Origin of the sequence: Shewanella abyssi, assembly GCF_023284025.1 — a bacterium.
Taxonomy (GTDB): domain Bacteria; phylum Pseudomonadota; class Gammaproteobacteria; order Enterobacterales; family Shewanellaceae; genus Shewanella; species Shewanella abyssi.
The window spans coordinates 1-26,943 of record NZ_JAKIKR010000034.1 but is presented as its reverse complement, the minus strand read 5'-3'; the positions used below and the strand labels follow the sequence as shown (position 1 = coordinate 26,943).

The window sequence follows — 26,943 nt, the reverse complement described above, 5'->3', positions numbered from 1 at the left end:
AGCAGTAAATACAAAAAGATATAAGCATAAAAACAAAAGAACAAATGTTCACTAAAAAAGTAGGCTTCTAGCAGCACAAATCACTAGACTAAATAATGCAGTACTCAGCAATCTACATGAAATATTAACTTACTACTTAATTACAACACCTTAACTATTACAGGGTTACATTTAAAACAAAAGCCATTTAGGTTTAAACCTAAATGGCCATCTTAAAACAACAGCTTGGTACAGCTGTACGCTTAAAGTTTACATCTTAACCCATCAATCAAACTCGCCAAGCCGGGAGGCTTGCTTCATATGTTGTAATGGCTTCAGATTGAGCTAACGTCAATCCAATCGCATCCAAACCATTCAACAAATTATGCCTGGCAGAGCCTGCAATCTGGAAGCTAAACACCGCCCCTGACGGCGAGGTCACGGTTAATGCTTGCAGATCAACATTCACCTCGGCGCCTGGCTGCGCTTCAATCTCTGCGATCAACTGGTCAACTTCAGCCGCAGTCAACTTAACAGGCAATAAGCCATTATTGATTGAGTTACCATAAAAAATATCGGCAAAGCTTGGAGCGATAATGGCTTTAAAGCCAAAATCAGCCAGCGCCCATGGGGCGTGCTCACGACTAGAACCACAGCCGAAGTTCTCTTGGGATACTAAGACTGAAGCGCCCTTATAACGGGGTTTGTTCAAACTAAAATCGGGATTGGGTTGATCGCCAGCATCATCAAGATAACGCCAGTCATGGAATAGGTGAATACCAAAGCCATCACGAGTCACTTTTGACAAAAACTGCTTTGGAATAATCTGGTCGGTATCAATATTTGCGCTATCAATGATAACCGCAAGCCCTGTGTGTGCAATAAATGGTTGCATAACTTAACTCTCTAGTAAGGTTTACGGATATCAACAAAATGACCTGCAATAGCTGCAGCAGCTGCCATAGCGGGACTCACCAAGTGAGTACGGCTACCTCGCCCTTGTCGACCTTCAAAGTTACGGTTACTGGTCGAGGCGCAGCGGTCACCTGCTTCTAACTTATCGTCATTCATGGCTAAGCACATAGAACAACCAGGAAGACGCCACTCAAAGCCTGCATCCAAAAATATCTTATCTAAGCCTTCGGCTTCAGCTTGCTCTTTCACAAGCCCAGAACCTGGTACCACTATCGCTGTCACCCCTTGGGCTACTTGACGCCCTTTAGCATGCACTGCGGCAGCGCGAAGATCCTCAATACGAGAGTTGGTACATGAACCGATAAACACCTTATTAATATCGACATCAGTCATTAAGGTACCTGCACTCAAATCAACATACGCAAGTGCTTTCTCGATACTCGAACGAACCGTTGGATTGCTGGCATCAATTGGATTAGGCACCAACTGATCAATCGCCACAACTTGCCCAGGGTTGGTTCCCCAAGTTAGCTGTGGCGCGATATTGGCCGCTTCAAGCGTCACAGTCGCATCAAAGACTGCATCAGTGTCTGTTTTCAATTCCTCCCAAGCCGCAACGGCTTGATCCCAATTGTCGCCTTTCGGGGAAAATTCACGCCCCTTTAAGTACTCAGCAGTGGTAGCGTCAGGGGCGATCATGCCCGCTTTGGCGCCCATCTCGATGGCCATGTTACACACGGTCATGCGGCCTTCCATGGTAAGTGATTCAATGGCTGCACCACAAAACTCAACCACGTAGCCGGTACCGCCGTCCATGCCAATCTTACCGATAATCGCCAGCACGATATCTTTTGCAGTAATGCCATCAGCAGCGTGGCCACGCACTTCAATCTTCATGGTCTTGGCTTTTAGCTGACGTAATGTTTGCGTTGCCATCACATGTTCAACTTCCGACGTACCGATACCAAATGCTAAGGCACCAAAAGCACCATGGGTTGCAGTATGAGAATCACCACACACAATAACGGTTCCTGGCAAGGTAATACCCAACTCAGGGCCAATTACATGCACAATACCTTGGTTTTTATGGTGAATATCATAAAGACGTACACCAAACTCTTTACAGTTGCGCTCCAATGTCTGCACCTGAGTGCGCGCCATAATACTTAAGGCATCTAGGCTGGCACTGGTAGTGGAAGTGTTATGATCCATGGTGGCAAAGGTCTTTTCTGGGGCGCGCATTTTGCGACCCGCCACTTGCAAACCACTAAATGCCTGCGGCGAGGTCACTTCATGGACTAGATGCCTATCGACATAGATAATCGGTGCTTCGCCTTCGGTGGCAACCACAATATGGTCATCCCATACCTTTTCATATAACGTCTTAGCCATTGTTAAACACCTTCTCTTACAAGCTGAGCAATATAATCGCCCATTTCACGGGTTGATTTCGCATTGTGGCGCTCTTCACTCGGCAGTAATTCACCGGTTAAGTAACCATCTCCTAGTGCCTTACTTACCGCAGACTCAATCGCCGTAGCGGCGGCTTCTTGTTTTAAGCTATGGCGCAGTAATAGTGCAGCAGACAAAATCTGCGCCACTGGGTTAGCGATGCCTTGACCCGCAATATCCGGCGCACTGCCACCTGCAGGTTCATATAAACCAAAACCTGAACTGTTCATACTGATAGAAGATAGTAAGCCCATAGAACCGGTTAACATGGCAATTTCATCCGAGATGATATCGCCAAATAAGTTAGAGCAAAGCATCACATCAAATTCGTTTGGACGACGCAGTAGCTGCATGGTCGCGTTATCAATGTAGATATGTTCCAGCTCAACATCTGGATAATCTTTGGCGACCGTTTCAACCACTTCACGCCATAGTACAGAACAAGCCAACACGTTAGCCTTGTCGACTGAGGTGACTTTTTTGCGACGACCTTGGGCTGTCTCGAAGGCAATTTTCGCGATACGCGTGATCTCTTTACGGCTATAGCGCATGGTATCAAAGGCTTCTTCGTTCTCGCCCTCACCTTGACGGCCTTTAGGCTTACCAAAGTAAATACCGCTGGTGAGCTCGCGTACACAAAGTATGTCAAAGCCGCGCGATGAAATATCGCTGCGTAGCGGTGACATATGTTCAAGGCCTGCATGCAGTTTTGCCGGGCGCATATTACAGAACAGTTCAAAATGGCCACGCAAAGGCAATAATGCACCACGTTCCGGTTGATCATTTGGCGCTAAATGTTCCCATTTTGGACCGCCAACCGAGCCAAAAAGAATGGCATCAGCGGCTTCACAACCTTTTAGAGTGGCGTCCGGTAGCGGGCAACCTTGATTATCAATCGCGGCGCCGCCAACATCGTAATCAGTATATTCAATAGAAAGCGCAAAGCGTTCCTCAATAGCCGTAAGTACTTTACGGGCTTCTGCCATGACTTCAGGACCAATACCATCTCCAGCCAACACTGCTATTTGATAACTCATACGACAACTAACTCCTTTAATTTTTTCTTATATTCAAATCGGCTACATCAAACCATTACTGTGCTTAAAGCCTAAACACAGCCTAGTTCTTGCTTATTCTGTTTAATCTTCTGCTTACAATCGGCGACTTTATCGGCTCTCCATGTCAGATTCATAACATGAATCAGGGCTTTAACCGAGGCTTCGACAACGTCTGTCGCAAGTCCGACACCGTGGAAATTCTGCTGCCGATAACTGGCGGTAATATCGACCTGACCCAGTGCATTTTGCCCTTCGCCTTTCGCGCCGAGCTGGTAGCTTGTGATATCTATCTCGCAACCACTCGCACGTGCAACCGCTTTATAAGCTGCATCGACAGGGCCATTACCAATAGCGGCTTCGGTAGCCGTTTGACCATTGACTTCAATTTTAACCGTCGCAGTTGCGCTGCCTTCGGTAGAATCTGAATGCACCACTAACTGTTGCAACTTAAAATGATCATCATCTTCCGCTTGCGCCTCCATAAAGGCTAGCGCTTCCAAGTCGTAATCAAATACCTGGCCTTTTTTGTCCGCTAACACCAAGAAATCGTTATACAACACATCCATATCGTAATCTTGCTCACCATAGCCAAGTTCGCTCATGCGGTGCTTAATCACGTGCCTTCCAGAGCGTGACGTCATGTTCAGATTACTGCGGTTCAAACCGATACTTTCTGGTGTCATGATCTCGTAAGTGTTTTTCGCCTTTAACATGCCATCTTGATGAATACCAGAAGAGTGAGTAAAGGCGTTAGCCCCCACAATCGCCTTGTTTGCCTGTACTGGCATGTTGCAAAGCTGGCTTACCAAGCTCGAGGTACGGTGGATCTCTTTGGCATTAATGCCAGTCTCTAACCCCAACGCGCCTTTACGGGTCGACAAGATCATCGCGATCTCTTCCAACGAACAGTTACCGGCACGTTCACCAATACCATTGACGGTACACTCAATTTGGCGGGCACCGTGTTGCACTGCAGTAATCGAGTTGGCCACCGACAAACCAAGGTCATCATGACAGTGAACCGAAATAACCGCTTGGTCAATATTCGGCACACGATTAAACAGTGTCTGAATAATGCCACCAAATTCACTCGGTACCGTATAACCGACAGTATCAGGAATATTAATGGTGCGAGCACCGGCTTTAATCGCCTCTTCAACCATTCTACAAAGGTTATCAATCGGCGTACGTCCGGCATCTTCACAGGAAAATTCAACATCATCGGTAAATCGGCGCGCATACTTAACAGCAGCAACGGCCATTTCCAATACCTGATCAAAAGAGCGCCTAAGCTTACTTTCAACATGAATCGTTGAGGTTGATATAAAGGTGTGGATACGGAACTGATCGGCCACCGATAATGCTTGTGCCGCTGCGTCTATATCTTTCTCTAGGGCTCGTGATAACGCACAGACTCGGCTATTCTTTACGGTTCTAGCAATGGTCTGTACCGACTCAAAGTCACCCGGTGATGACACCGGAAAACCCACTTCCATTATATCTACGCCAAGACGTTCCAATGCCAAGGCAATTTGGAGCTTCTCTTTAACCGTTAAACTGGCAGCTAATGCTTGTTCGCCATCACGTAGCGTCGTGTCAAATATAATCACGCGGTCAGACATCTATTATCTCCATTGAACTTCGAGCGTTCAGTTAATCTTTCAGGCAATTTAAATACAAAAAACCCGCGTCTTGTGCGCGGGGTTTATAAATGCAGGCTTTCTCAAGCGTGGAGCACTATATCCGCCGCGCAGTCACTGCGAGAATGAGGAGTCGGAATAGTGTGCTTGTATGTTTCATCAATTATTATTCATCTTTATTAAATAAATATTCCAGCATGAGTTGCTGCTAAGGTTAATTTTTAACGCGAGTAGCCACCAGTGTCAAGCCTAAATTGCTCAACTTTAGCATTTATCAAGCCGAACATTGCTCACTTAAAACTGAACTATAGTGATTAAACCCGCCACATAACAAGTTAACGAGATATTATTGCTAAGCCGTGCTCAAAATGGAGTTGTGTCGCAATATTCTCAACTGCTTAGCTTTTTTATGCATATTTTTAGATAAAATGGTTATAATAGCGCCGTTCTGCTAATGGAAAGCGGATTGAAGAGTCGCACTGGAGCTAAAAATGGATTTTAGGATCATCGTACTTTGTCTAACATTCTGGATTTCGCCAGTCTTGGCGAGTACGTTGGAACAACTGGATCAATTAAATACCCTTGTATTTCAATATCCAAGTCAAGCACTGTCACAAATTAATACGCTTGAAAGCAACGTTGTAGGTATAGCTAGATCAGACTCAACACGAATGCGCTTAAGCGCGCTTAAATGTGAATCCTACATTCAACTTGGCGAAAATTCGGCGGCAATCAACCTTGCACGTTTAAGCGAAGCTAGGGCGAAACAGTTAAAGCTTGAGCAAGCTCGACCCTACTTTTTAAACTGTATGGCACAAGCTTATGCAAACTTCGGTGACTATCAACAAGCATTACCGCTGTTATACACTTCAATTTCGTTATCACGCCAGCTAAAACAGCCGCAAGCATTGATCAGTGGTCTATGGCTAAGAAGCCAGCTTAACGCCAATGTTAACCACAATAACGCGGCCATTGAAGATCTGCGATTAGCCCTCGACATCTACCCTGACATTACTCAGCAAAAGCAAAATTGGATCTGGCCACCTAAAGGTTACTTGTACTCATCAATGGCCAAACAGTTGGCAGTTATAGGCGAGCCAAAAGAGGCGGAGATCAAACTTAAAAAGGCGTTGAATGAAGATACAACGCTGGGAAAGATCCACCTTTTTATTGCTCTTGATATGGCTAAGTTTGCTCAGCAAAACCAGCAGCCAAACCTGCGAGATAAGTATACGCAGATAGCCAGAGTTAAACTCGCCGAGCTGGGTACACCACTAGAGCTTGCGATAGCTTATAAAGCGATTGCGCTGATTGAGTTTAATAGTGGCAAATACAGCAGTGCAGAGCAGCTCATCAACCTAAGTTTAAATACATTTCGTCAGGAAGCGGCTGCGATTAGCACCATTAGCGTTTTATGGTTAAATGCGAAAATTAAGCTAAAACAAAATCATGAAGCTGCGGGCTTGACGCTAATGGAGCAAGCTATATCTTTGGCTAAAGAAAATGCTCGTTACTCAGACTTAAAGAACTGCTACGCCACATTGGCAACTTATTTTTCAGCGCAAGGAAAGTTCTCATTGGCATTTCAATATCAACTAAAACAATTAGATGCACTCGAAGATGAAACAGGTTCTATCAAGCATATTTGGATGTCACAGTTAAAAGCTGATTTAAGCCGCAAAGAACAAATCGCCCCTACGACCCCTCTTATGATCGCGGCAACAATACCCAATGGGATGATACCCAGCTCTTTCTTTCCGATCGCAATAGTCATCATCGGCCTAATTATATTTGTCACCTGGTATCAAAGAAGGACACCACAACAGCAACCTGTGGAGCCTGTCATTGTTAATTTTGCAACAAGGGCCGATAACAACAACGCTCTTGAAAACCTGCTAAATCTCAGCAAGCAAGCGGGTTATCCTTTGTCGTTATTAGTCTTTAACCCCAAGTATATTTTGGCTGCCGATGTGCCCATTGTTATTGCGCAATTAAACACCAAGTTAAGAGAACAGGATGTGTTGTTACAGCAAGCGGATCAGCAGATCATTATCATGCTACCCCATACGTCAGAACAAGGTGCCATCAATGTGATCAATCAGCTCTCAAGCACTATTTCAGTGTGGCAAGAAGACATTAAAGTGAACATAGGTCTGTCATGTATGCAGCAATTCGATAATCTACAATCGATGCTCAAGCGCGCCAACATTAGCCAACTGCGGAAACTGAAAATCAGTTAAAACAGTCATCATTAACCTTCGGCTAAGTAGTTTTCGATCTCATCTAAAAACTCGCCACCAAAGCGCTCCAGTTTGCGCTCACCAACCCCGTTAACCGCCAGTAACTCGCCTGGACTGGTAGGTAAAATAGACGCCATCTCAGCTAAAGTGGCATCGTTAAATACCAGATACGGCGGCACATCTAGCTCCTCGGCCAAGGTTCGTCTTAATAACTTAAGTCTGGCAAAGAGTTTACGATCATAATTGATTGGTGCTTTAGGATTATGCCCACGACGCTTAGTGGTTTGAATAACGATTCGTGGTTCAGCCAGTAATAACTCAACCTCTCCTTTCAATACTGTTCGCGCTGAAGGGTTAAGGGTCACGGATGAGCCACGAGTGATATCTTGGTTAGCAAGGCCTAGATGAATAAGCTGGCGAATAACACTTAACCAATGTTCATGACTCTTCTCTTTGCCTATGCCCCAAGTTGATAGTTTGTTGTGTCCTCGCTCCATCACAGTGGCTGCCTTAGAGCCTCTGAGCACTTCAATTAGGTGATTCACCCCAAAACGTTGCCCTAGTCGATAGATGCACGACAGCACTTTTTGGGCATCTTGAATACCATTATACTTTTTAGGCGGGTCCAAACATATGTCGCAGTTACCGCAGGGTTCTAATGCGCTTTCATCGAAATAATGCAGCAACACTTGACGGCGGCATGTCTGCGCCTCGGCGAAGGCAGCCATAGTGTTGAGTTTATGAAACTCAACCTGCTGCTGCGGCCCAGGTTCCGATTGCTCAATAAGATGCCTAACCCTGCCGATATCAGCAGGGTCAAACAACATCAGCGCTTCGGAATCGAGACCGTCTCGGCCAGCTCGGCCGGTTTCTTGGTAATAAGCTTCAACACTTTTTGGAATATCGTAATGCACCACGTAACGCACATTGGACTTGTTGATCCCCATGCCGAACGCCACAGTTGCGACCACAATATCCAGTTGATCTTTTAGGAATCTATCTTGTACATCGGCGCGCTCTTCTTGAGTTCGACCGGCATGGTACGCTTCGGCCTGATGCCCCTGCAGACGCAAACGCTCGGCGACTTCGTCGACTCGGCGGCGACTGCTGCAGTAAACGATACCACTGTTACCATTTTGCGCATCAATGAACTGGCGTAACTGATTGACAGCATTTAGCTTTTCAGCAACGGTATAGCGAATATTGGGTCTATCAAAACTGGTGAGTAACGAGAATGGTTTGATTGTCAGTCGATCACAGATATCCACCCGCGTGGCATTATCCGCGGTGGCCGTTAATGCCATGATAGGCACTTGCGGAAACTGCTGCCGTAATCGACCAAGCGCCGCATACTCAGGCCTAAAATCATGTCCCCACTGTGAAATACAATGGGCTTCGTCAATGGCAAACAAGGAGATATTCAGCTCATGGAGTCGATCAATAAAACTGGCTTGCAGTAATCGCTCTGGTGAAACGTAAAGTAACTTAAGCTCGCCATAATGCATCTGCTGCAAAATCTGCTGGCTCACTTCCCGAGGTTGAGACGAGTTGAGATATGCCGCCGCCACCCCAGTCTGAATCAGGCTATCGACTTGATCTTTCATTAACGAGATCAGTGGTGATACCACTATCGTTAAACCAGACAGTTGCAATGCGGGCAGCTGATAACACAGGCTTTTCCCCCCTCCCGTCGGCATGATCACTAAGCAGTCTTGTCCAGCGCAGATCTGTTCAATGACCTCACGCTGACCCTCTCTAAAGGTGCGATATCCAAAGACAGACTGCAGGCTTGCAGATAACTGATCGACTGGTTGTTCGATTGCCGCCTGATCCATAGTAAACCTGTGTTAAATATAAGGCCGACCATTCTAATGGAGCGAACTGCTGTTGTCTCTCCCCAAACGTTTTATCGATTAAAATTTAAACTTGCAACATAGGCTCTATTAGCGATAGATTAAATGCTCTAAAACTAAGCGATTGATCCTAAAAGGAACTAGCAGGGAGCTATATGAGTAATATAATTCAACAAGAAACATTACGCAGGGTCGCTGAGGTTTTTGACAAACACGTGCCTTTTCACAATCTACTCGGCATGGATATCAAACGTTATGATGTCGATGGTATTGAAGTCGTCGTAAAAATGAAGTCGGAATTAATTGGCAATATCCATCAACAAATACTCCATGGCGGCGTCACGGCCACCGTACTGGACGTGGTAGGCGGGTTAACGGCTTTTTCTGGCCTAGTTGCCAGCCGTGATGATTGGAGCATTGAAGAGTTAGAGAAACGTATTCAAACCTTAGGCACTATCGATCTTAGAATCGACTATTTACGTCCAGGGCGAGGCGAGATCTTTACCGGTACCGGTACGGTCATTCGCGCGGGCAATCGGGTGTCAGTCTCCAGAATGGAACTGCACAATGAAAAAGGTGATCACATTGCTTTCGGTACAGGCACTTACATGGTGGGCTGATCAAAGCATGACAAGCGATGCGTACCATCTCACGCATCGCTTTTACGCTATCAAAATCCCCCTTGTCAACGCCGAGAGCAACAATTATGTCTTAAGATGATTTTCCGCCTGACTCAGCCTCATATGGAACTGTTTCTTTCCTCGCTGTCACTGTTTCCTAGCACGCTAGCACCTACATAAACACTAGGACTCGCTTGAGTCTGTGCTGCGACAGGATTACACTTGGCCTACCCCCTCCTTTTAGCACATTCCAATGCAAGATATAGAACACCGTAGAGGCATAGCATTTGCCATTTGCGCTTACACACTATGGGGCTTCGCTCCCCTGTACTTTAAACTGCTCACTGATGTGTCTTCAGCTGAGATCTTGCTGCACCGTGTACTTTGGTCATTTGTTTTCATGGGGCTGTTAATGAGCCTTTTTGGCGGCTTTAGTCGTGTCAGACAGCTATTAAAAAAACCCAAACAATTAATCGTTTTGTGTATAACCTCACTATTAATCGCCGCCAACTGGTTGTTATTTATATGGGCGGTCAATAACGACCATATGCTAGATGCCAGTTTAGGTTATTTTATTAATCCGCTGGTGAATGTATTTCTGGCCATGTTATTCCTCGGTGAGCGCTTACGTAAACTCCAGTGGGCAGCGGTTTCTTTAGCCGCCATTGGTGTGTCGGTGCAGCTCATATCATTTGGCTCTATACCGCTAGTGTCGCTTGCCTTAGCTGGCTCTTTTGCTTGTTATGGCTTACTGCGTAAAAAGGTCAACGTCGACGCCAAAACCGGCCTACTCGTTGAAACAGCCATTTTAATGCCGGTGGCACTGATTTACCTGCTGAGCAATATGGGTGATTCAATGACACATCTGCTAAACAACGATATGCATCTCAACCTATTGTTGTTGGCAGCAGGTATAGTGACCACGATACCCTTGTTATGCTTTGCCGCCGCAGCAGTACGGATCCCCTTCACGATGCTCGGATTTTTTCAGTACATAGGGCCCAGCATCATGTTTATCCTCGCGGTAAACTTGTTTAACGAACCCTTTGATATGGAGAAAGGCATTACCTTCGCCTTTATTTGGGCTGCATTAGCCCTGTTTACCATCGATATGTTCTATAAGCGCAAGCGAAAAAAATAGCCAACTGATAAAACGTAAAAAGCGAACCTCAATAGGTTCGCTTTTTACGTTTAACGCAGCGCTGGAGTTAACTCCCTATAAGTCCAAGGCTAAAATCTTAGATTTACGTTGATAGTTATACAGCTGCTGCTTTTTCCCCGGTAACTCATCAACTTCAACAATCTTAAAGCCGTGCTCTAAGAACCAATGAATACTGCGAGTCGTTAGGGCAAATAATCTTGAGTAGCCTCTCACACTGGCCTGACTAATGATATTTTGCAGCAGCAAGCTGCCACGGTCTGCATCTCGATATTCTGGATGCACCACTAAGCAGGCAAACTCGCCCGCATTGTCCTCCTCAAAAGGATAGAATGCAGCGCAGCCGATCACTAAACTATCGCGCTCGATCAGCATAAACTGCTCAATTTCCACTTCGAGCTGCTCACGGGAACGGCGTACTAAAATACCCTTCTCCTCGAGCGGACGAATGAGGTCTAAAATACCGCCGATATCTCTGATAGAAGCACGGCGCAAGCGCTCTGCACTTTCAGTGACAATTTGCGTTCCGATGCCGTCCCGAGAGAACAACTCTTGCAGTAGCGCACCATCATCTAAATAACTGACAAAATGACAACGACTCACCCCATTACGGCAGGCATCAATACTGGCCTGTAAAAATGCTTTAGCTCCTAAACAGAGCGGCGCTTGCTCAGGTAAGTTATTGAGGATGCTTTGGGCATCAGTCGGCATCAACTCCGCTAGCACCTCGCCCTTTTCATCCATAATCCCTTTGTGAGCACTAAAGCCAATCATCTTGTCAGCCTTTAACTTAACCGCTATTTGCGTCGCAACCTCTTCAGCCGTTAAGTTAAAGCTCTCTCCAGTGACTGAGGCCGCCACAGGGCCTAGTAAAACGATGCCACCACAGTCTAACTGCCGCTTGAGCCCCTGGGTGTCAATCCGCCTCACTCTGCCGCTAAGGCTGTAATCCACACCATCTTCAACCCCTAATGGCTGCGCAATGACAAAGTTGCCACTAACCACATTAATTTGTGCGCCCTGCATTGGGGTATTGCTCAAACTCATCGACAACCTTGCAGTAATGTCGAGCTGCAACGCCCCCACCACTTGCTTGATCACTTTTAAGGTATCTTCTTCGGTTATTCTCACACCATTGTAATATTCGGGAGTTAAGCGCTGCTGAGCTAGCGCTTCATCGATTTGTGGCCGAGCGCCATGCACAAGAACGATCTTGATCCCTAAGCTATGCAATAGCGCAATATCATTGATAATCGCTTTAAACTGCGGCTGCGCTAACGCTTCGCCACCCAGCATAACGACAAATGTTTTGCCTCTATGCGCGTTGACATAGGAAGCTGAGTGACGAAAACCATCGACAAGTTCTGTAGTACGCACGCTGAATCCACCTTCTAGTCTAAATAGACAGTCACAATAATTGACTTTATTGATAAACACTAACGATGATAGTGCATTTTAATTCACTAAAACAGCATTTATTGTCACTTTGGCGTATAAATATACTATCGCTAAGCAAGTGAATTTAAGAAATTTGATAGGATTTACGTTAACAATAAGGAGATTGAATATTCAGTCGTTGTCACAACAAAAGAGATGACGGCTGAAATAGGCGGAATTTTAGCCAAAAAAAAGCCTCTAAAAATAGAGGCTTTTAAGATGCTTAAAACAAGTTATTACTTGATTTTAGCTTCTTTGTACATAACGTGCTGACGAATAACAGGATCAAATTTCTTGATTTCCATTTTTTCAGGCATGTTACGCTTGTTCTTTTCAGTCGTATAGAAGTGACCAGTTTTAGCGCTAGATACTAGCTTGATCTTCTCACGATTACCTTTAGATTTAGCCATGGTTTATTATACCTTCTCGCCACGGGCACGAAGTTCAGCAATAACAACTTCGATACCTTTCTTATCAATGATACGCATACCCTTAGTAGAGATACGTAGCTTAACGAAACGTTTTTCAGTTTCTAACCAGAATCTGTGATTCTGTAGGTTAGGTAAAAAACGACGACGCGTAGAATTCTTTGCGTGCGAACGGTTGTTACCAACCATTGGTTTCTTGCCAGTTACTTGGCATATTCTTGACATGTCAAACTTCTCCAAAACAATATATATAACGCTCGAGCATTAATGTACCTCGAACACGGCCGTCGCCTGAGGCACACAACAGAGGGCGCATTTTATACAGGATCTAAAATCAAAGATCAAGGGTTAGATTAATCTATCCACCCTCGTTCAGCGAAAGAAACTATCTCTCGATCGCCTACAACCATATGGTCCAACAGGGAAACATCGATGGTTTGTAGTGCTTGTTTCAATCGCTCAGTAATTCGCCTGTCGGCTGTACTTGGCTCTGCAACTCCAGAGGGATGATTGTGACACACGATCACAGCCGCAGCTTTTTTCTCTAGCACCAAGCTCACCACATCTCGTGGATAAACGGATGCCGAATTTATTGTGCCCCTGAATAATTCAACGAATTGAATGACTCGATGTTGGCTATCTAATAGTAAAACAGCAAACACCTCATAGGCACGATCCCCTAATTGTCTCATTAAATAGTCCCGAGTTAAATCAGGATCCGATAAAATCTTGCCTCTTTTTAGATTTTCTTTCGAAATTCGGTTACCGATCTCAACGGCAGCCTGCAATTGGGCGAACTTAACTGGGCCAATACCATCTAATCGGCACACTTGTGCTTGAGAAGCCGTCAACAAGCTTCTAAGCCCTCCAAACTCGGTAATCATCATACGAGCTAACTCAACGGCACTTAATCCCTTAAGACCGACTCTGAGCAGTACAGCCAGCAACTCTGCATCCGATAGCTGCTGTGCACCATTAGTCAGTAATTTTTCTCTTGGCCCTTCACCTTGCGGCCAGTCTTTAATTGCCACAATAACCTCCTTGTCATTCGTTATAATTGAGTATGGTCGAGAATTTGCTAACTTGTTCATCAACTCGATTAGGATTGTGATATCTTAGGCCGCAACATCGACTGCACGGACAGCATTAAAATCCGTCAAAATGATCATGGAAATAGACCTATGGGTTTGAAAAACAAGAAAGTCCTTTTAGGGATCAGCGGCGGCATTGCAGCCTACAAATCTGCTGATTTAGTGCGCAAACTGAAAGACCGTGGCGCTGACGTAAGAGTCGTTATGAGCCAAAGTGCACAGCAATTCATCACGCCTCTCACCCTACAAGCTTTATCTGGTTACCCGGTGTCTACCGATCTACTCGATCCAACTGCTGAAGCGTCCATGGGACATATCGAATTAGCCCGCTGGGCTGACTTAGTCATTATCGCCCCCGCCACGGCAAACTTAATTGCCCGCATCAGTAATGGCATGGCAGATGAGCTCATCACCACCACATGCTTAGCCACAGAAGCCCCTATCGTGCTGTGCCCAGCGATGAATCAACAGATGTATCGCAATGCAGCGACACAAGCCAATTTGGAGACCGTAGCGCAACGCGGGATCGCCGTTTGGGGCCCTGATTCTGGTTCTCAGGCTTGTGGTGAAGTTGGCCCTGGTAGAATGTTAGAGCCTATTGCCATTGCAGAGCGATGCGAACAGTTCTTTGCTCCAAAGCTATTAGCGGGAGTCTCATTGTTGCTAACCGCAGGACCGACCCGTGAAGCCATCGATCCCGTAAGGTATATCTCAAATCATAGCTCAGGCAAGATGGGGTTTTCACTTGCTAGTGCCGCTGCCGAAATGGGCGCAAAAGTGACACTTGTTGCAGGGCCTGTTAATTTAGCCACTCCAGCGAATGTCACCCGCATTGATGTAGAGTCAGCACAAGAGATGCTTGATGCAGTGCTCCCCGAAGTCGAAAACCATCAAATTTTTATCGGTTGCGCAGCCGTCGCTGATTACCGAATAGCGGATATTGCCGAGAGTAAAATCAAAAAATCAGCGCAAGAAATGCAGCTTGCACTGGTGCGAAATCCTGATATCTTAGCCACCGTTGCCAGCCATGCTAAACGTCCGTTTACGGTTGGATTTGCAGCAGAAACAAACGATGTCGAACAATACGCCAAAGGTAAACTTGTACGTAAGAAACTCGACATGATCGCCGCCAATGATGTTTCAAACAGTAACATTGGCTTTAATAGCGACAATAATGCGCTCAGCGTGTTTTGGCACGGTGGTGCGACACACTTCCCCGCTGTCGACAAACACACTTTAGCCAAGCAATTACTCACTCTAATCGCAGAAAAAGTAAAAAAATAAATGAAAACACCGATTGAATTAAAGATTCTAGACTCGCGTATTGGTACCCAGTTTCCACTGCCAGCCTATGCGACGCCAGGCAGTGCAGGAATGGACTTGCGCGCTATCACTGACACTCAGCTCACCATACAACCAGGTGAAACAGTGCTTATTCCGACCGGTATTGCTGTACACGTGGCAGATCCAAGCTTAGCAGCGATAATATTACCTCGTTCAGGTCTAGGGCATAAGCACGGTATCGTACTCGGTAACCTAGTGGGATTAATCGACTCTGATTACCAAGGGCCATTAATGGTCTCTTGCTGGAATCGTGGTAGTGAACCCTTCACTATTGAGATTGGTGACCGTCTGGCGCAACTCGTGTTTGTTCCAGTCGTACAAGCCGAATTTAAACTTGTTGATGAATTTGATAGCTCAGACCGCGGTGCAGGCGGGTTTGGTCATTCAGGTACAAAATAATAAATTGCCGCGTTAAGCGCATCACTACATTTTATAGATAGCACGGAGCTACGTTTTCTTGCTGTCTCGCTCAGTAGTAATCGAGTGAAGGACTAACAAATGGCTGCAAGCCCAAAAATAAATCGCCGCGAACATATTCTTCAATGTTTGGCGATCATGCTAGAAACAAACCCAGGACAACGTATCACCACGGCGAAATTAGCCGCTGAAGTTGGCGTATCAGAGGCAGCCCTCTATCGTCACTTTCCGAGTAAAGCGCGGATGTTTGAAGGCCTGATTGAGTTTATCGAAGAGTCGCTGCTTTCTCGTATCAATCTCATCATGGATGAAGAGAAAGACACCATGAAACGCTGCCAACAGTTGTTACAACTGCTACTGGTTTTCGCTGAACGTAACCCCGGTATTTCACGAGTATTAAACGGTGATGCCCTGCTCGGTGAAAATGAGCGTTTACGTAGTCGTATTAACCAACTGTTCTCAAAAATTGAAACTCATCTTAAGCAAATTCTACGTGAGAAAAGCTTGCGTGAAGGGCAAGGATTTAACATCGACGAAGCCGTGCTGGCTAACTTACTGCTGGCTATCGCAGAGGGTAGAATCGCCCAGTTTGTACGTAGTGAATTCAAGATAAAGCCGACCAAGCACTTCAATGAACAGTGGGCATTTGTGCAGCAGCAACTACTGCAGAGCTAAGCTTTTAGGTCGATACGTATAGTTAAGTGACGGTTAACCCGTCACTTATTCCAATTTTAATTTATCTATTGAAACCCTCATCTATTTACCTTAACCTTTCAACTGTTTAAAAATGCAACAGATACAAATATAACAAGGAAGTAGTATGAAGATCTCCCCTCTTATCGGCCTAGTTGTGCTTATGGGCACAACACTGTCAGCTTTTGCTGAAGACACCCTATCAATTGCAAAAAAATTCAGCCGTGGCGCAGAGTTTAGTAATCTAAAAATATCTCCGGCCGGCGACTTTATCGGTGCAATAACCAGTCATGACGGCAAAGATAAATTGTTAATTTTAGATGCTAAAACCAAAAAACTTCATCACGTAGTGTTTTTCCCAGGTAATGCTCAAGTGGGTAATTATCAATGGGTAAATAACGACCGCCTGGTATTGCAAAAAGAATATCTGAAAGGCTGGCAGGATCACCCCGTCTATTATGGTGAGTTGTATGCCGTTAATGCCGATGGTTCTAAGTCTACTTATCTATTTGGCTATAACGGCGGCGAGCAGCAAACTGGCTCGCATATTAAGAAAAATAAGGCGATCCGCGCCACCGCCCATATTTTGGATCCTCTGCCAAATGATAACCAGTTTATGTTGGTTAACGCAGTTCGTTGGACTAACTCTAGAAATTTAGATTATGACTTAAAACAAGATGTTTACCGGGTTGACGTCTATAAAGGTAGACGTAAAAAGCTGATGCGCGCGCCCATCGGCCGGACACGTTTCCTCACCGATTATGATGGTGAAGTACGCTTTGCAGCCGGTGTGGATAAAACCAACACCACTAAAGCTTTTTACCGCAAGGACGGAGACTGGCACAATACAGATAAACTCAATCTAAATTTGGCCGACTTCGCACCCATTTCTTTTGCCGACGATAAAAACAGTATTTATGCTGCGGGACGAGCACAGGGTCAAACTTTAGGTGTGTTTAAAATCAACCTAGAAACAGGTGATAAAAAACAAATCATTCAAGATGATGTTGTCGATCCGAGCAATTATTGGATAAATCAGAAAACCAAACAATTGTATGCGGTAGAGTTTGAAAATGGTTATCCAAACTATGCCTTTGTTAACCCCGATGAACAACACTCTAAACTGCTAAAACAACTACTTGACGCCCTGCCTGGACACCAGGTCAGGATCGTCAGTGAGACCCGAGATTCATCCCAGCTGGTTATATTGGCTTTTAACGACCGAAACCCAGGTGATTACTATATTTTCGACACCGATAAGATGGGGCTGGAGTACTTGCTGTCGCAAAAAAAATGGCTCAACCCTGAGCTTATGGCAGAAGTTAAACCTATCCATTTTACTAGTCGTGATGGCGTCAAAATTAGCGGCTATTTAACTTTGCCACATGGTAAAGAAGCACAGAATTTACCTCTAGTCGTGACTCCTCATGGTGGCCCCCACGGTCCTCGAGATTGGTGGGGTTTTGATCCGCAAAACCAAATGCTCGCCGGCCAAGGGATCGCTGTGCTACAGGTCAACTTCCGTGGTTCCGGTGGTTACGGCAATAATTTTGAAGAGGCGGGGTATCAAAAATGGGGCACCGACATTCAATATGACATTATTGATGCTACGCGCTACGTTATTGAACAAGGCTTTGCCGATAAGAATAGGCTCTGTATAGCTGGCGGTAGTTTTGGCGGCTATAGCGCGTTACAAAGCGCCATTATCGAGCCCGAGTTATTTAAATGCGCCATCGGTTTTGCTGGTGTCTACGATTTGCCACTGTGGAAAGAAGATAGCGATGTAGCCGAATCTGGTTCAGGTCAAAGCTACCAAGATCAAGTCCTTGGTACTAACATCGCCCAGCTTAAAGCCATGTCTCCGGCGTACAATGTCGATAAGTTACAGGCCAATTTATTACTGGTCCATGGTGGTGATGATGAGCGGGTACCGATTGAGCAGCTTGAGTCACTTGAAAGCAGCCTTAAAAGCGTCAATTATCCATATAAGAAACTCGTCATGGATGACGAAGGTCACGGCTTTTATAACGACAGTCATAGAGCAAAATACTACAGCGAAATGCTGACCTTCCTGAAGACAAATCTTAAGCTGTAATTCATCAAATAGAAAAACCGACTAATTTGGTCGGTTTTTCTTATCGCAAGCTGGTTTTTGGTGTATGTTTGCAGCAAATCGCTGTATCCTCCCTGCTCTTATAGTCAAAGCAAAGTGTTAAACTCTACTATTATTGTTTAGCGACACCAGTCAGATTGTGAGTCGCAACGAAGAAAACCAGAGACAGCACCACTACCCGTTACAGTGGAGGAACTTATGACATCAAAAGAAGCTATCCTCAGTGAATCAGCACAATTAGTACAAGCTGCGCTACTTGAGCGCGGGCTTGAAACCCCGATGCTGCCATGCGAATTTACTCCTGAAGAGCGTAAGGACAAAATTGAGCATCATATGCGCGAAGTCTTAACGTTAATGTCGTTAGATCTGCGAGATGATAGCTTGGCCGATACTCCGCGTCGCATAGCCAAAATGTACGTTGATGAAATCTTTTCAGGTCTTGATTACGCCAACTTTCCCAAAATCACCGTCATTGAAAACAAGATGGGCTTCGACGAGATGGTCAAGGTTAATGACATTAGCCTCACCAGTACTTGTGAACACCACCTCGTCACCATTGATGGCCTAGCGCGAGTGGCTTATTTGCCGCGTAAAAATATTATTGGGCTGTCGAAAATCAACCGTATTGTACGCTTCTTCGCTCAGCGTCCCCAGGTACAAGAGCGCCTGACTCAACAAGTTTTAGTCGCACTACAAACCTTGCTGGAAACCAAAGACGTTGCCGTAAAGATGGATGCCGTACATTACTGCGTTAAATCCCGAGGCGTGATGGATTCAACCAGCTCAACCACCACCACAGCATTAGGCGGTATTTTTAAATCTAACCCAGCCACCCGCGCCGAGTTTCTTAGCAACTAGGTTCTAGGTTCTAAAATATTAAAGCAGATTCGAGAACGAGCCTTCGGCTCTTCTAGAACGCGGCAAACCGCTGCGAGAAACTGAAAACAAAAAAAGCAAAAGCCAACCTAATAGCTTTTGCTTTTTTCTAGAAGTGAACTTGTGAGCGCTCTCGAAGTGAGCCTGCGAACGCTCTAGTAATCTGAACTTATTTTTTAGATCCCGTATTGTTCACGGTAAGCACTCACTGACGCAAGCTCTGTTTCCATACCCGGTTTTTCTGACAGGTAGTTAATCAAGTCTTCAAGCTTAACAATCGACACGATTTCACAACCAAAATCACGCTCAACTTCTTGAATAGCAGATAACTCACCTTTGCCTTTCTCTTGGCGATCAAGTGCAATCAACACCCCCGCAAGCTTGGCATTGTGCGCGGCAATGATCTCCATTGATTCGCGAATGGCAGTGCCTGCAGTAATCACATCATCAACTAACATTACGCGGCCTTTTAGCTCGCTACCGACTAAGCTACCGCCTTCACCATGCTGTTTTTTCTCTTTACGGTTAAAGCAGTAAGGCACATCGATATCGTGATGATCACACAAGGCAATCGCTGTGGTGGTGGCGATAGGAATGCCCTTGTATGCAGGGCCAAACAGCAAGTCATGTTCAATAGCAGAATCGACCAATGCCGCCGCATAGAAGCGACCAAGGCGGGATAAATCACGACCCGTATTAAACAAGCCTGCATTGAAAAAGTAAGGGCTAATGCGGCCTGATTTTAACGTAAACTCGCCAAATTTAAGTACCTGACGCTCAAGAGCAAACTCAATAAACTCACGTTGATAGGCTTTCACAATATCTCCTTAAAAAAATGTAGGGGCAACTCTATTTATTTTAATCACTTCATTGATTATAAGTGCTGACAAAAAGCACTTACAAAAAGGACCCCGTAGGGCCCTTATAATAAAAATCTGATTTAGCTTAAAGACGCTTTTTGAATATCAACGATCTCGCGGATACCATGTTTCGCTAAATCTAATAAGCTTAATAGCTCTTCATGACTGAACGGCTCGCCTTCGGCGGTACCTTGAATTTCAATCATCTTACCGGTTTCAGTCATTACCACATTCATGTCAGTTTCAGCAGCACTGTCTTCGATATATTCTAGATCGCAGATAGGCTCGCCTTTATAGATACCAACACTAACAGCAGCAATCAGGAACTTAAGTGGGTTAGTCTTTAAAATGCCTTTACCACGAGCCCAGTTAAGCGCGTCAACCAGAGCAACACAAGCACCAGTAATAGCAGCAGTACGCGTACCACCGTCAGCTTGAATAACATCACAATCGATAACGATGGTGTTTTCACCCAAAAGCTTCATATCAACAGCAGCACGCAATGAACGGCCGATTAAACGCTGGATCTCTTGAGTACGACCAGACTGCTTACCACGAGCCGCTTCACGGTTCATGCGGCTATGCGTTGAACGTGGCAACATACCATATTCCGCGGTAACCCAACCTTGGCCCTGGCCTTTAAGGAAACGCGGTACACCCTCTTCAAAACTGGCGGTACACAGCACTTTAGTGTCGCCAAACTCAACTAAAACCGAACCTTCGGCATGAGCGGTAAACTGACGTGTAATAGTCACTGGACGAGATTGTGCTGGAGTTCTGTCGCTCGGGCGCATAGTGAATTCCTGTATTTAAAAACATTGGGGTAATTTGGCTGCATATTATAGGGATATGTGAGCCAGTATGCTATCTGAATAATAAAACTCACCTTAAAATCTCAACAGTAAATTACGGCTAGATCCTGCACCTTCGTGCTAATTGAGTATATAATCACAGCTCACTTAGACGAACTACACTGGAAATCATCCATGATCCAAAGCATGACAGCCTATGCTCGCATTGAGCACAAAGCAGATTGGGGCACCGCCTCTTGGGAAATCCGTTCAGTTAATCAGCGCTACCTTGAAACTTATTTGCGCCTGCCAGAACATTTTCGCAGCTTAGAGCCCGTGCTTAGAGATCGTCTTCGTAAACGTTTAAACCGCGGTAAAGTTGAAGTCAACCTGCGTTATGACCTAAATGAAGGTGGCAGTAGCGAACTGCAACTCAATAAAGAACTCGCTAAGCAGATCATCAACGCCGCTAACTGGGTAAAAGATCAAGCAGGCCAAGGCGAACTCAATGTTGTTGACGTACTGCGCTGGCCTGGCGTGATGTCTAGCTCAGAGCAGGACATGGACTCTTTAGGTAAAGAACTGCTAGTGGCATTCGATTCCGCTGTCGACCAATTTATTGAAGCGCGCGGCCGTGAAGGTGAAGCCATCAACGTTATGTTGCAAACTCGCCTTGATCAAATCGTTGATCTCGTCGCCGTCGTTCGCTCGCACATGCCTGTTGTTATGCAGTGGCAACGCGATAAGCTAACCAACCGTTTAGCCGAAATCACCGGCGAACTTGATCCAGCACGTATGGAGCAAGAGATGGTATTGATGGCACAAAAGATGGACGTTGCCGAAGAGATGGACCGACTAGACGCTCACGTCGCCGAGACTCGTCGCATCTTGAAAAAAGGTGGCGCACAGGGCCGCAGACTCGACTTTATGATGCAAGAATTTAACCGTGAATCAAACACGCTAGCCTCTAAATCTATCAGCGCAGAAGTCACTTCTGCCGCAGTCGATTTAAAAGTGCTTATCGAACAGATGCGTGAGCAGATCCAAAACGTAGAATAATGTAAAACCTAGTTATACAACGTTAGTTAAATATGACGAAGCCCCTATTATGGGGCTTTTTTGTTGCCTGCGGTAAATTAATGTATCACACTGTCACCTACCAACTGGTACCAAGAGTGGTACCATTTTGAATGAGAATTCTTAAACACTTGTTATTTTTCATTCTTGGTACCACTAAAAAGGTGCAGCTATGAACAACAAGCAATTAAACAAAATAATCAAGGATGGCGTCCCTGGTCGAACAGCTATTGGCGGAGGATTATACTTTCGGTTATCGACAAGTGGCACTTGTAGCTGGCAAGTCCGTTACACGATTAATAACAAACGTAAATGGTTTACCTTACTCGATAGCTATCCTCACTTATCCATCGCTGACGCGAAACATGATGCAGTATTACTACTCAGAGATATCAAACATGGAAAAGATCCAGCACTAGAAAAAAAGAATGCGCTACAGGAAGAGATAGTAACCGTCCACCAGCTATTTGATGATTGGTTTAAGACTGATATCAATAAGAGGCTTAAACACCCTGAGATCCCGCACCGAATTTATACCAAAGAGATCGCACCATTCATCGGCGAACTAAGACTTAAAGATGTAACAGCTCTTCAGGTTAGAGCTATCATCCACAAAGTGATTGAAAGCAGCCGACCAGCAACAGCTAATGATACGCTGATGTATACAAAGCAACTCTTCCGGCATGCTGCAAAACTGGGGTTAGTCGAAAACAATCCAGCCTTAGCCTTTACTATGTCCGATGCTGGTGGCGCAGAAAAAAGCAGAGACAGAGCCTTAGATTTAGATGAAATCAGCCGTATGTTCTCTGTATTGCGTTCTCAATCACATACATTCACCAGAGAAAACTATTTAGCTTGTGCACTCTTGATAACTCTTGGCGTACGAAAGGGTGAGCTAATCGCTGCACAGTGGCAAGAAATCGATTTCGATAATAAGGTTTGGCACCTCCCTTCTGAGCGCAGTAAAACTGGCATAGCAATATCAATCCCGTTACCTACAGCTGTCATAGGCTGGCTTAACGAACTTAAAGTCAGATCTGCTGGCTCAATCTACGTCTTCCCTTCACGTCGCGCGAGTGTCAGGCGTGGCTATATTTCTGACGATACGCTAAATCATGCTTTAGCTAAACTGTTTGGCAAAAAAGTGGATAGCAAAAAGCAGCCGACCAAGAATCACTTTGAAGAGCAAGGTGTCAGTCATTTCGTTGTGCATGATTTACGACGTACCTGTCGAAGTTTATTAGCCTACCTGGGCATCTCAAGCCATATTGCAGAACGATGCCTCAACCATAAGATTAAGGGCGTAGAGGGTATCTATAACCGCCATGATTATCTAGAAGAAAGAAGAGAGGCCTTGAATAAGCTATCGGCTCTCATATCACCTGAAATTAATACCAACTAGGCTTATCAATCTAATTTAGGCACGATAAATGACTAATAAAAATGACGAAATTCAGTGTTTAAGAGATCTAGACCCTAACGTACTGCGAGTTAAAAGTATTCTTAAGACGATGGCTGCTGAAGGCAACAATGAGGATGCCAAGTTCTTAGAAAATTACTTTGGTAATATTAGGTTAAATGCAGCCCTAAATAGAGCAGAAACACAGGAAGTCATTAATCAACAAAAGAAACAAGAGCTAAAGTTAAGTAAAAATCAACTTAAGTTCAACAACTTACAATCTGCTGCCAAAATGATTAAGTCTATAGCCAAAATATGCACTGGCCGGCTGATAAAAAGAAAGAACAGTGAATCATCTAATGGAAAAATGAACCAAAATGAACATAAAGAAGAGGCTATAGAAATCGCAAAGCTTACTCTGAAAAAGTACCCTAGGGTCTCAAAATCAGCTCTAGCAAAAGAATTATACATATATTTATGTCCAAGAAAAAACTCCCCAGAAGAACTAACAATCAGAACGGAATGGATGCCTCAAGCCTATAAAAATCACAATGAGAAATACAAGGTAGGCTGTTATTTCAAACTGATTCTACCTACAGCTTAGGTTAACATTTTAGACTTGAGGGGAAGCTCTTCCCCTCACCTATACCACTTTCCTTTTGCCATTATGCCCTCCGTTAGTTAAATACAACAACCGGAGGACATATGTCACCCCATAACACCACTCAAGAAACAAAAATCGAAAAAGATAGATTCATTCGCGAACCTGAGTGTGCTCACACATCAACCTTATCTCGCCAGCGCCGCTGGCTACTCGAAAAAGAGGGTAAATTCCCAAAACGTATCCATATAGGTGATAGAACCGTCGTATGGCGACTTTCTGAAGTCATGGCCTGGATTGATGAAGTATCTGCTGACAGAAATAGTGAGGTTTAATCATGACAGGACTTATACAGAAAGTTGTTTACTCAGCCAATGGTCAATGGCCATCCATCTTCTCACACTTAGGGATAGATGCCCCGAGCTCAGGCAAACATGGGCCATGTCCTGTATGCGGTGGTAAGGATAGGTTTCACTTCGATAATAAAGCTGGCAGAGGTACATGGTATTGCCGTCAGTGTGACGACCGAAACTTCGGAGACGGCTTAGACCTTGTAAGCAAAGTATTAAATATCACTTTATATAATGCGGCTAAAAAGATTGCGGAGCTACTCAATGTTGAGCCCTCTAGTTTAACCGCCGAAGAAGAGAACATGCATTCAATTAAGCTAAGTAGACAGAGAAAAATGGAAGCTAAAAAAGTACGCAATCAACGCAGAGCTGCTGCTAAAAGAGCAACCGAAATTTGGGAAAACTCTATACCAGCCTCTCCGGAACAGCTCTATTTAAGATTTAAAAAAATTAAACCTCACGGTATTAGGCAATTAGTAACTCCAGTACAAAATGGAGCAACCTGTTTTTCTCCGGGCACTCTGGTCATCCCAATAATGGATCATGAAAACAACTTGATCAGTTTAGAGTTTATCAGCTGTGGAATGAAACAAGGTCTAGCTGGTGGAATGAGAAAAAATGGCAGATATATACTTGGTGATATTGAGTCTGCAAAACACATTTGGATAGTAGAGGGGTTCGCTACAGGGGCAACAATATATGAGCTTACAGGCGAGCCCGTAGTTATTGCGTTTACTGCAAATAATTTAAATATAGTGACTACGTCAGTCTTCTGCTCTATGCGTGAGGCAATGATCTCTATTGCTGCAGATGATGATCCAGCAGGTATAAAATATGCTCGCTTAGCTGCAAGTGATGGCAATGCTAGGATTAAAATCCCTCCATTCAATCCAGAACACATGTTACCAGTGAGCTCCAGTGGAAAACGGGAGTTAACAGACTGGAATGATTATTTCGCAATTTATGGTGAAAGACGCACTTTAGAGGCGCTATATCTATGAAGCAATCATCTAGTGAAAATGAATTAGGCCAGCAAAGCGGTGAATTACCACATTTGACTAGCTACAACCCCACCACCCCCACCAGCACGAGTGTAACTAACTGTAATATCAGTGAAAGTAAAGAGGTGTTATGCAATGCTAACCCCACGCTAATGCCACCTGAATCCCACTCAATTATATCGACGTCGGACAGGGACAGTAAGATTGCCTCTTTTATAGCCAAAGAGCTCAAAGGTAAATATGCGATTAGTAGTGAGGAGTCAGAAATATACCGCTGGGATGACTCTGTTGGTTTTTGGGTACAGTATGGAACGCAAACAAGGTGCCTTGATAACATTACTTTCGAAGAGCTAAAGCGGCATTTGGGGAGCGAAGGATTCAACACAGCAAAAGTCGGCTCAGTAGCTAGTATGCTCCAATACACTTTAGAGAAAATACCGGAGTCCGACACCAGAAATATTATTTTCAAAAATGGCACGTTAGATCCATCTAACGGAGTATTTACTCCCTGTTCGGTTAAGAATATTTATGCAAGATACAGTACTGGTGTTGATTATATAGCTACAGATGGTAGTGCTGATTTTTGCCTTACATTCATGGACTACCTTAATTTTATTAGCGGAAGTTACGATCCAGATGTGCCATCCCAGAGGTCAGCGGATAGAGAGCTGATTCTAAAGGCAATACTCGTTATGGTTTTGCTAAGAAAATATGACTGGCAACTGTTCGTTGAAATAGTTGGTCCAGGGGGAACAAGTAAAAGTACATTTGCTGCAATGATTAGTTTGCTGGTGGGGCAATCAAGTGTAAAAACCATTGAGGCCAAAGACCTGGAAACACCAGAACGTCGTGTGGATATTTTAAACGCTGCACTACTGTACTTGCCCGATATGGAAACTTATCAAGGTGAGGGAGCGGGTCTCAAAAAGATCACTGGTGGTGATCCTGTGTCCTGTAGAAGATTATACGGACCTGCATTCTCTGCATACATTAGAGCCATTGTACTTGCCGTAAATAATACCCCAATGCGCTTTACTGATCATGGCGGTGCAATATCGCGTAGGAGAGTCCTGCTACTCTTAGGACAAGTTGTTCCAATCGGGAAACGAGATCCTAATTTTATTTCCAAATTAAGAAAAGAGATACCTGCCATCATTCAATACCTAACAGCATGGATACAAGAGGTTGGCGGAATAAGTGCGGTTAGAAAAATCCTTACCGATGCGACCAATGGCGATGATGCTAGAGATATTCTGACTGACTCAGATCCTATGACAGGTTTTGCCAAAGACCTCTATTATGCGGATGAAGCTAGGTGTCAGGTTGGGGGGTTCCCCAACTCCAAGCACCCAGCATCACCTCGAATTTACCTGTTTCACGCCTACCTGCAATATTGTGAGTTCTATAATTATGAAACCCGCATTACTCAGAGAACGTTGTAACCGTCCGGCCAAGTACATCTTCAGCTTACCGCTTTGAAGTTCTATCTTAACAACTGACTATTACATCAGGAGTTAATATGGCTAAACGTTCTCATGCGGATTGGACG

Annotated in this window: 25 protein-coding genes; 14 read left to right on the top strand and 11 right to left on the bottom strand. The window is 44.8% G+C overall.

What is annotated here, in order from left to right:
- Positions 1-268: 268 nt before the first annotated feature.
- The 4 genes from leuD to leuA form a co-directional block, all read right to left on the bottom strand.
- Positions 269-874 carry a 3-isopropylmalate dehydratase small subunit gene (leuD, locus tag L2755_RS14550; RefSeq protein WP_248981409.1) on the bottom strand — a complete coding sequence of 202 codons (606 nt, stop codon included), beginning with the start codon at positions 872-874 and terminating at the stop codon, positions 269-271.
- Positions 875-885: 11 nt separating this feature from the next.
- Positions 886-2,286, bottom strand: coding sequence for a 3-isopropylmalate dehydratase large subunit (leuC, locus tag L2755_RS14545; RefSeq protein ID WP_248981408.1), 1,401 nt, complete (start codon positions 2,284-2,286; stop codon positions 886-888).
- Positions 2,287-2,288: 2 nt separating this feature from the next.
- Positions 2,289-3,383 (bottom strand): 3-isopropylmalate dehydrogenase, encoded by a 1,095-nt coding sequence (leuB, locus tag L2755_RS14540; RefSeq protein WP_248981407.1) that lies wholly within the window; start codon positions 3,381-3,383, stop codon positions 2,289-2,291.
- 71 nt (positions 3,384-3,454) lie between these two features.
- Positions 3,455-5,026: a 2-isopropylmalate synthase gene (gene leuA, locus L2755_RS14535; protein ID WP_248981406.1), complete on the bottom strand. Its 1,572-nt coding sequence runs from the start codon at positions 5,024-5,026 to the stop codon at positions 3,455-3,457.
- 509 nt (positions 5,027-5,535) lie between these two features.
- Between leuA and L2755_RS14530 the strand changes: the two genes are divergently transcribed.
- Positions 5,536-7,284: a histidine kinase gene (locus tag L2755_RS14530; RefSeq protein WP_248981405.1), complete on the top strand. Its 1,749-nt coding sequence runs from the start codon at positions 5,536-5,538 to the stop codon at positions 7,282-7,284.
- An 11-nt stretch (positions 7,285-7,295) separates the two neighbouring features.
- Here the strand turns inward: L2755_RS14530 and recQ are convergent, their stop codons facing one another.
- Positions 7,296-9,119, bottom strand: a complete 1,824-nt coding sequence (recQ, locus tag L2755_RS14525; RefSeq protein ID WP_248981404.1) for a DNA helicase RecQ — start codon at positions 9,117-9,119, stop codon at positions 7,296-7,298.
- Between the two features lie 173 nt (positions 9,120-9,292).
- Here recQ and L2755_RS14520 point away from each other — a divergent pair, with 173 nt between their 5' ends.
- A complete protein-coding gene (locus tag L2755_RS14520) occupies positions 9,293-9,757 on the top strand; it encodes a thioesterase family protein (RefSeq protein WP_248981403.1) in 465 nt (154 codons plus the stop codon).
- Between the two features lie 253 nt (positions 9,758-10,010).
- Positions 10,011-10,898, top strand: a complete 888-nt coding sequence (gene rarD, locus L2755_RS14515) for an EamA family transporter RarD (protein ID WP_248981402.1) — start codon at positions 10,011-10,013, stop codon at positions 10,896-10,898.
- A gap of 75 nt (positions 10,899-10,973) precedes the next feature.
- Here rarD and argA read toward each other — a convergent pair whose 3' ends face one another.
- The 4 genes from argA to radC all read right to left on the bottom strand — a co-directional run bounded on the left by argA (position 10,974) and on the right by radC (position 13,812).
- Positions 10,974-12,293, bottom strand: coding sequence for an amino-acid N-acetyltransferase (gene argA, locus L2755_RS14510; protein WP_248981401.1), 1,320 nt, complete (start codon positions 12,291-12,293; stop codon positions 10,974-10,976).
- 296 nt (positions 12,294-12,589) lie between these two features.
- Positions 12,590-12,763, bottom strand: a complete 174-nt coding sequence (gene rpmG / locus L2755_RS14505; protein ID WP_011494790.1) for a 50S ribosomal protein L33 — start codon at positions 12,761-12,763, stop codon at positions 12,590-12,592.
- Positions 12,764-12,769: 6 nt separating this feature from the next.
- Positions 12,770-13,006 carry a 50S ribosomal protein L28 gene (gene rpmB / locus L2755_RS14500; protein ID WP_248981400.1) on the bottom strand — a complete coding sequence of 79 codons (237 nt, stop codon included), beginning with the start codon at positions 13,004-13,006 and terminating at the stop codon, positions 12,770-12,772.
- Between the two features lie 128 nt (positions 13,007-13,134).
- Positions 13,135-13,812, bottom strand: coding sequence for a RadC family protein (gene radC / locus L2755_RS14495; protein WP_248981399.1), 678 nt, complete (start codon positions 13,810-13,812; stop codon positions 13,135-13,137).
- Between the two features lie 150 nt (positions 13,813-13,962).
- Between radC and coaBC the strand changes: the two genes are divergently transcribed.
- The 5 genes from coaBC (at position 13,963) to folE (ending at position 19,297) form a co-directional block, all read left to right on the top strand.
- A complete protein-coding gene (gene coaBC / locus L2755_RS14490; protein ID WP_248981398.1) occupies positions 13,963-15,156 on the top strand; it encodes a bifunctional phosphopantothenoylcysteine decarboxylase/phosphopantothenate--cysteine ligase CoaBC in 1,194 nt (397 codons plus the stop codon).
- Positions 15,157-15,615 carry a dUTP diphosphatase gene (gene dut / locus L2755_RS14485; protein ID WP_248981397.1) on the top strand — a complete coding sequence of 153 codons (459 nt, stop codon included), beginning with the start codon at positions 15,157-15,159 and terminating at the stop codon, positions 15,613-15,615. It begins immediately after the preceding gene.
- A gap of 99 nt (positions 15,616-15,714) precedes the next feature.
- The gene (slmA, locus tag L2755_RS14480; protein WP_248981396.1) at positions 15,715-16,308 is read left to right on the top strand and encodes a nucleoid occlusion factor SlmA; all 594 of its coding nucleotides are present in this window, start codon (positions 15,715-15,717) and stop codon (positions 16,306-16,308) included.
- A 145-nt stretch (positions 16,309-16,453) separates the two neighbouring features.
- Positions 16,454-18,421, top strand: coding sequence for an alpha/beta hydrolase family protein (locus L2755_RS14475; RefSeq protein ID WP_428847800.1), 1,968 nt, complete (start codon positions 16,454-16,456; stop codon positions 18,419-18,421).
- A 216-nt stretch (positions 18,422-18,637) separates the two neighbouring features.
- On the top strand, positions 18,638-19,297 hold the full coding sequence (gene folE / locus L2755_RS14470) for a GTP cyclohydrolase I FolE (protein WP_202286890.1): 660 nt from the start codon (positions 18,638-18,640) through the stop codon (positions 19,295-19,297).
- Between the two features lie 194 nt (positions 19,298-19,491).
- On the opposite strand, the gene pyrE is transcribed toward folE, so the two are convergent.
- Together pyrE and rph are read right to left on the bottom strand one after the other, a co-directional pair.
- A complete protein-coding gene (gene pyrE / locus L2755_RS14465) occupies positions 19,492-20,133 on the bottom strand; it encodes an orotate phosphoribosyltransferase (RefSeq protein ID WP_248981395.1) in 642 nt (213 codons plus the stop codon).
- 122 nt (positions 20,134-20,255) lie between these two features.
- Positions 20,256-20,969, bottom strand: a complete 714-nt coding sequence (gene rph, locus L2755_RS14460; RefSeq protein ID WP_202286892.1) for a ribonuclease PH — start codon at positions 20,967-20,969, stop codon at positions 20,256-20,258.
- A 192-nt stretch (positions 20,970-21,161) separates the two neighbouring features.
- On the opposite strand from rph, the gene L2755_RS14455 reads away from it, so the two are divergent.
- The 6 genes from L2755_RS14455 to L2755_RS14430 all read left to right on the top strand — a co-directional run bounded on the left by L2755_RS14455 (position 21,162) and on the right by L2755_RS14430 (position 26,836).
- Positions 21,162-22,025, top strand: a complete 864-nt coding sequence (locus L2755_RS14455; protein ID WP_248981394.1) for a YicC/YloC family endoribonuclease — start codon at positions 21,162-21,164, stop codon at positions 22,023-22,025.
- Positions 22,026-22,215: 190 nt separating this feature from the next.
- Positions 22,216-23,445 carry a tyrosine-type recombinase/integrase gene (locus L2755_RS14450; RefSeq protein WP_248981393.1) on the top strand — a complete coding sequence of 410 codons (1,230 nt, stop codon included), beginning with the start codon at positions 22,216-22,218 and terminating at the stop codon, positions 23,443-23,445.
- Between the two features lie 28 nt (positions 23,446-23,473).
- Positions 23,474-24,046 (top strand): hypothetical protein, encoded by a 573-nt coding sequence (locus tag L2755_RS14445; protein ID WP_248981392.1) that lies wholly within the window; start codon positions 23,474-23,476, stop codon positions 24,044-24,046.
- 101 nt (positions 24,047-24,147) lie between these two features.
- Complete coding sequence (locus L2755_RS14440; RefSeq protein ID WP_248981391.1) at positions 24,148-24,378, top strand: helix-turn-helix transcriptional regulator; 231 nt, start codon at positions 24,148-24,150, stop codon at positions 24,376-24,378.
- A gap of 2 nt (positions 24,379-24,380) precedes the next feature.
- Complete coding sequence (locus tag L2755_RS14435; RefSeq protein ID WP_248981390.1) at positions 24,381-25,394, top strand: primase-helicase zinc-binding domain-containing protein; 1,014 nt, start codon at positions 24,381-24,383, stop codon at positions 25,392-25,394.
- Positions 25,391-26,836, top strand: coding sequence for a DNA primase family protein (locus L2755_RS14430; protein ID WP_248981389.1), 1,446 nt, complete (start codon positions 25,391-25,393; stop codon positions 26,834-26,836). The genes L2755_RS14435 and L2755_RS14430 overlap by 4 nt, the downstream gene beginning before the upstream one ends.
- The last annotated feature ends 107 nt before the right edge of the window (positions 26,837-26,943 follow it).

What these genes read in the sequence shown, in the direction of transcription:
- L2755_RS14440 (WP_248981391.1), top strand. Translation starts at nt 24,148, where the DNA reads ATGTCACCCCATAACACCACTCAAGAAACAAAAATCGAAAAAGATAGA.
- L2755_RS14435 (WP_248981390.1), top strand. Translation starts at nt 24,381, where the DNA reads ATGACAGGACTTATACAGAAAGTTGTTTACTCAGCCAATGGTCAATGG.
- L2755_RS14430 (WP_248981389.1), top strand. Translation starts at nt 25,391, where the DNA reads ATGAAGCAATCATCTAGTGAAAATGAATTAGGCCAGCAAAGCGGTGAA.
- leuC (WP_248981408.1), bottom strand. Translation starts at nt 2,286, where the DNA reads ATGGCTAAGACGTTATATGAAAAGGTATGGGATGACCATATTGTGGTT.
- leuB (WP_248981407.1), bottom strand. Translation starts at nt 3,383, where the DNA reads ATGAGTTATCAAATAGCAGTGTTGGCTGGAGATGGTATTGGTCCTGAA.
- L2755_RS14445 (WP_248981392.1), top strand. Translation starts at nt 23,474, where the DNA reads ATGACTAATAAAAATGACGAAATTCAGTGTTTAAGAGATCTAGACCCT.
- rpmG (WP_011494790.1), bottom strand. Translation starts at nt 12,763, where the DNA reads ATGGCTAAATCTAAAGGTAATCGTGAGAAGATCAAGCTAGTATCTAGC.
- L2755_RS14455 (WP_248981394.1), top strand. Translation starts at nt 21,162, where the DNA reads ATGATCCAAAGCATGACAGCCTATGCTCGCATTGAGCACAAAGCAGAT.
- rph (WP_202286892.1), bottom strand. Translation starts at nt 20,969, where the DNA reads ATGCGCCCGAGCGACAGAACTCCAGCACAATCTCGTCCAGTGACTATT.
- coaBC (WP_248981398.1), top strand. Translation starts at nt 13,963, where the DNA reads ATGGGTTTGAAAAACAAGAAAGTCCTTTTAGGGATCAGCGGCGGCATT.
- L2755_RS14530 (WP_248981405.1), top strand. Translation starts at nt 5,536, where the DNA reads ATGGATTTTAGGATCATCGTACTTTGTCTAACATTCTGGATTTCGCCA.
- leuD (WP_248981409.1), bottom strand. Translation starts at nt 874, where the DNA reads ATGCAACCATTTATTGCACACACAGGGCTTGCGGTTATCATTGATAGC.
- dut (WP_248981397.1), top strand. Translation starts at nt 15,157, where the DNA reads ATGAAAACACCGATTGAATTAAAGATTCTAGACTCGCGTATTGGTACC.
- rpmB (WP_248981400.1), bottom strand. Translation starts at nt 13,006, where the DNA reads ATGTCAAGAATATGCCAAGTAACTGGCAAGAAACCAATGGTTGGTAAC.
- L2755_RS14450 (WP_248981393.1), top strand. Translation starts at nt 22,216, where the DNA reads ATGAACAACAAGCAATTAAACAAAATAATCAAGGATGGCGTCCCTGGT.
- leuA (WP_248981406.1), bottom strand. Translation starts at nt 5,026, where the DNA reads ATGTCTGACCGCGTGATTATATTTGACACGACGCTACGTGATGGCGAA.
- L2755_RS14520 (WP_248981403.1), top strand. Translation starts at nt 9,293, where the DNA reads ATGAGTAATATAATTCAACAAGAAACATTACGCAGGGTCGCTGAGGTT.
- slmA (WP_248981396.1), top strand. Translation starts at nt 15,715, where the DNA reads ATGGCTGCAAGCCCAAAAATAAATCGCCGCGAACATATTCTTCAATGT.
- L2755_RS14475 (WP_428847800.1), top strand. Translation starts at nt 16,454, where the DNA reads ATGAAGATCTCCCCTCTTATCGGCCTAGTTGTGCTTATGGGCACAACA.
- rarD (WP_248981402.1), top strand. Translation starts at nt 10,011, where the DNA reads ATGCAAGATATAGAACACCGTAGAGGCATAGCATTTGCCATTTGCGCT.
- folE (WP_202286890.1), top strand. Translation starts at nt 18,638, where the DNA reads ATGACATCAAAAGAAGCTATCCTCAGTGAATCAGCACAATTAGTACAA.
- recQ (WP_248981404.1), bottom strand. Translation starts at nt 9,119, where the DNA reads ATGGATCAGGCGGCAATCGAACAACCAGTCGATCAGTTATCTGCAAGC.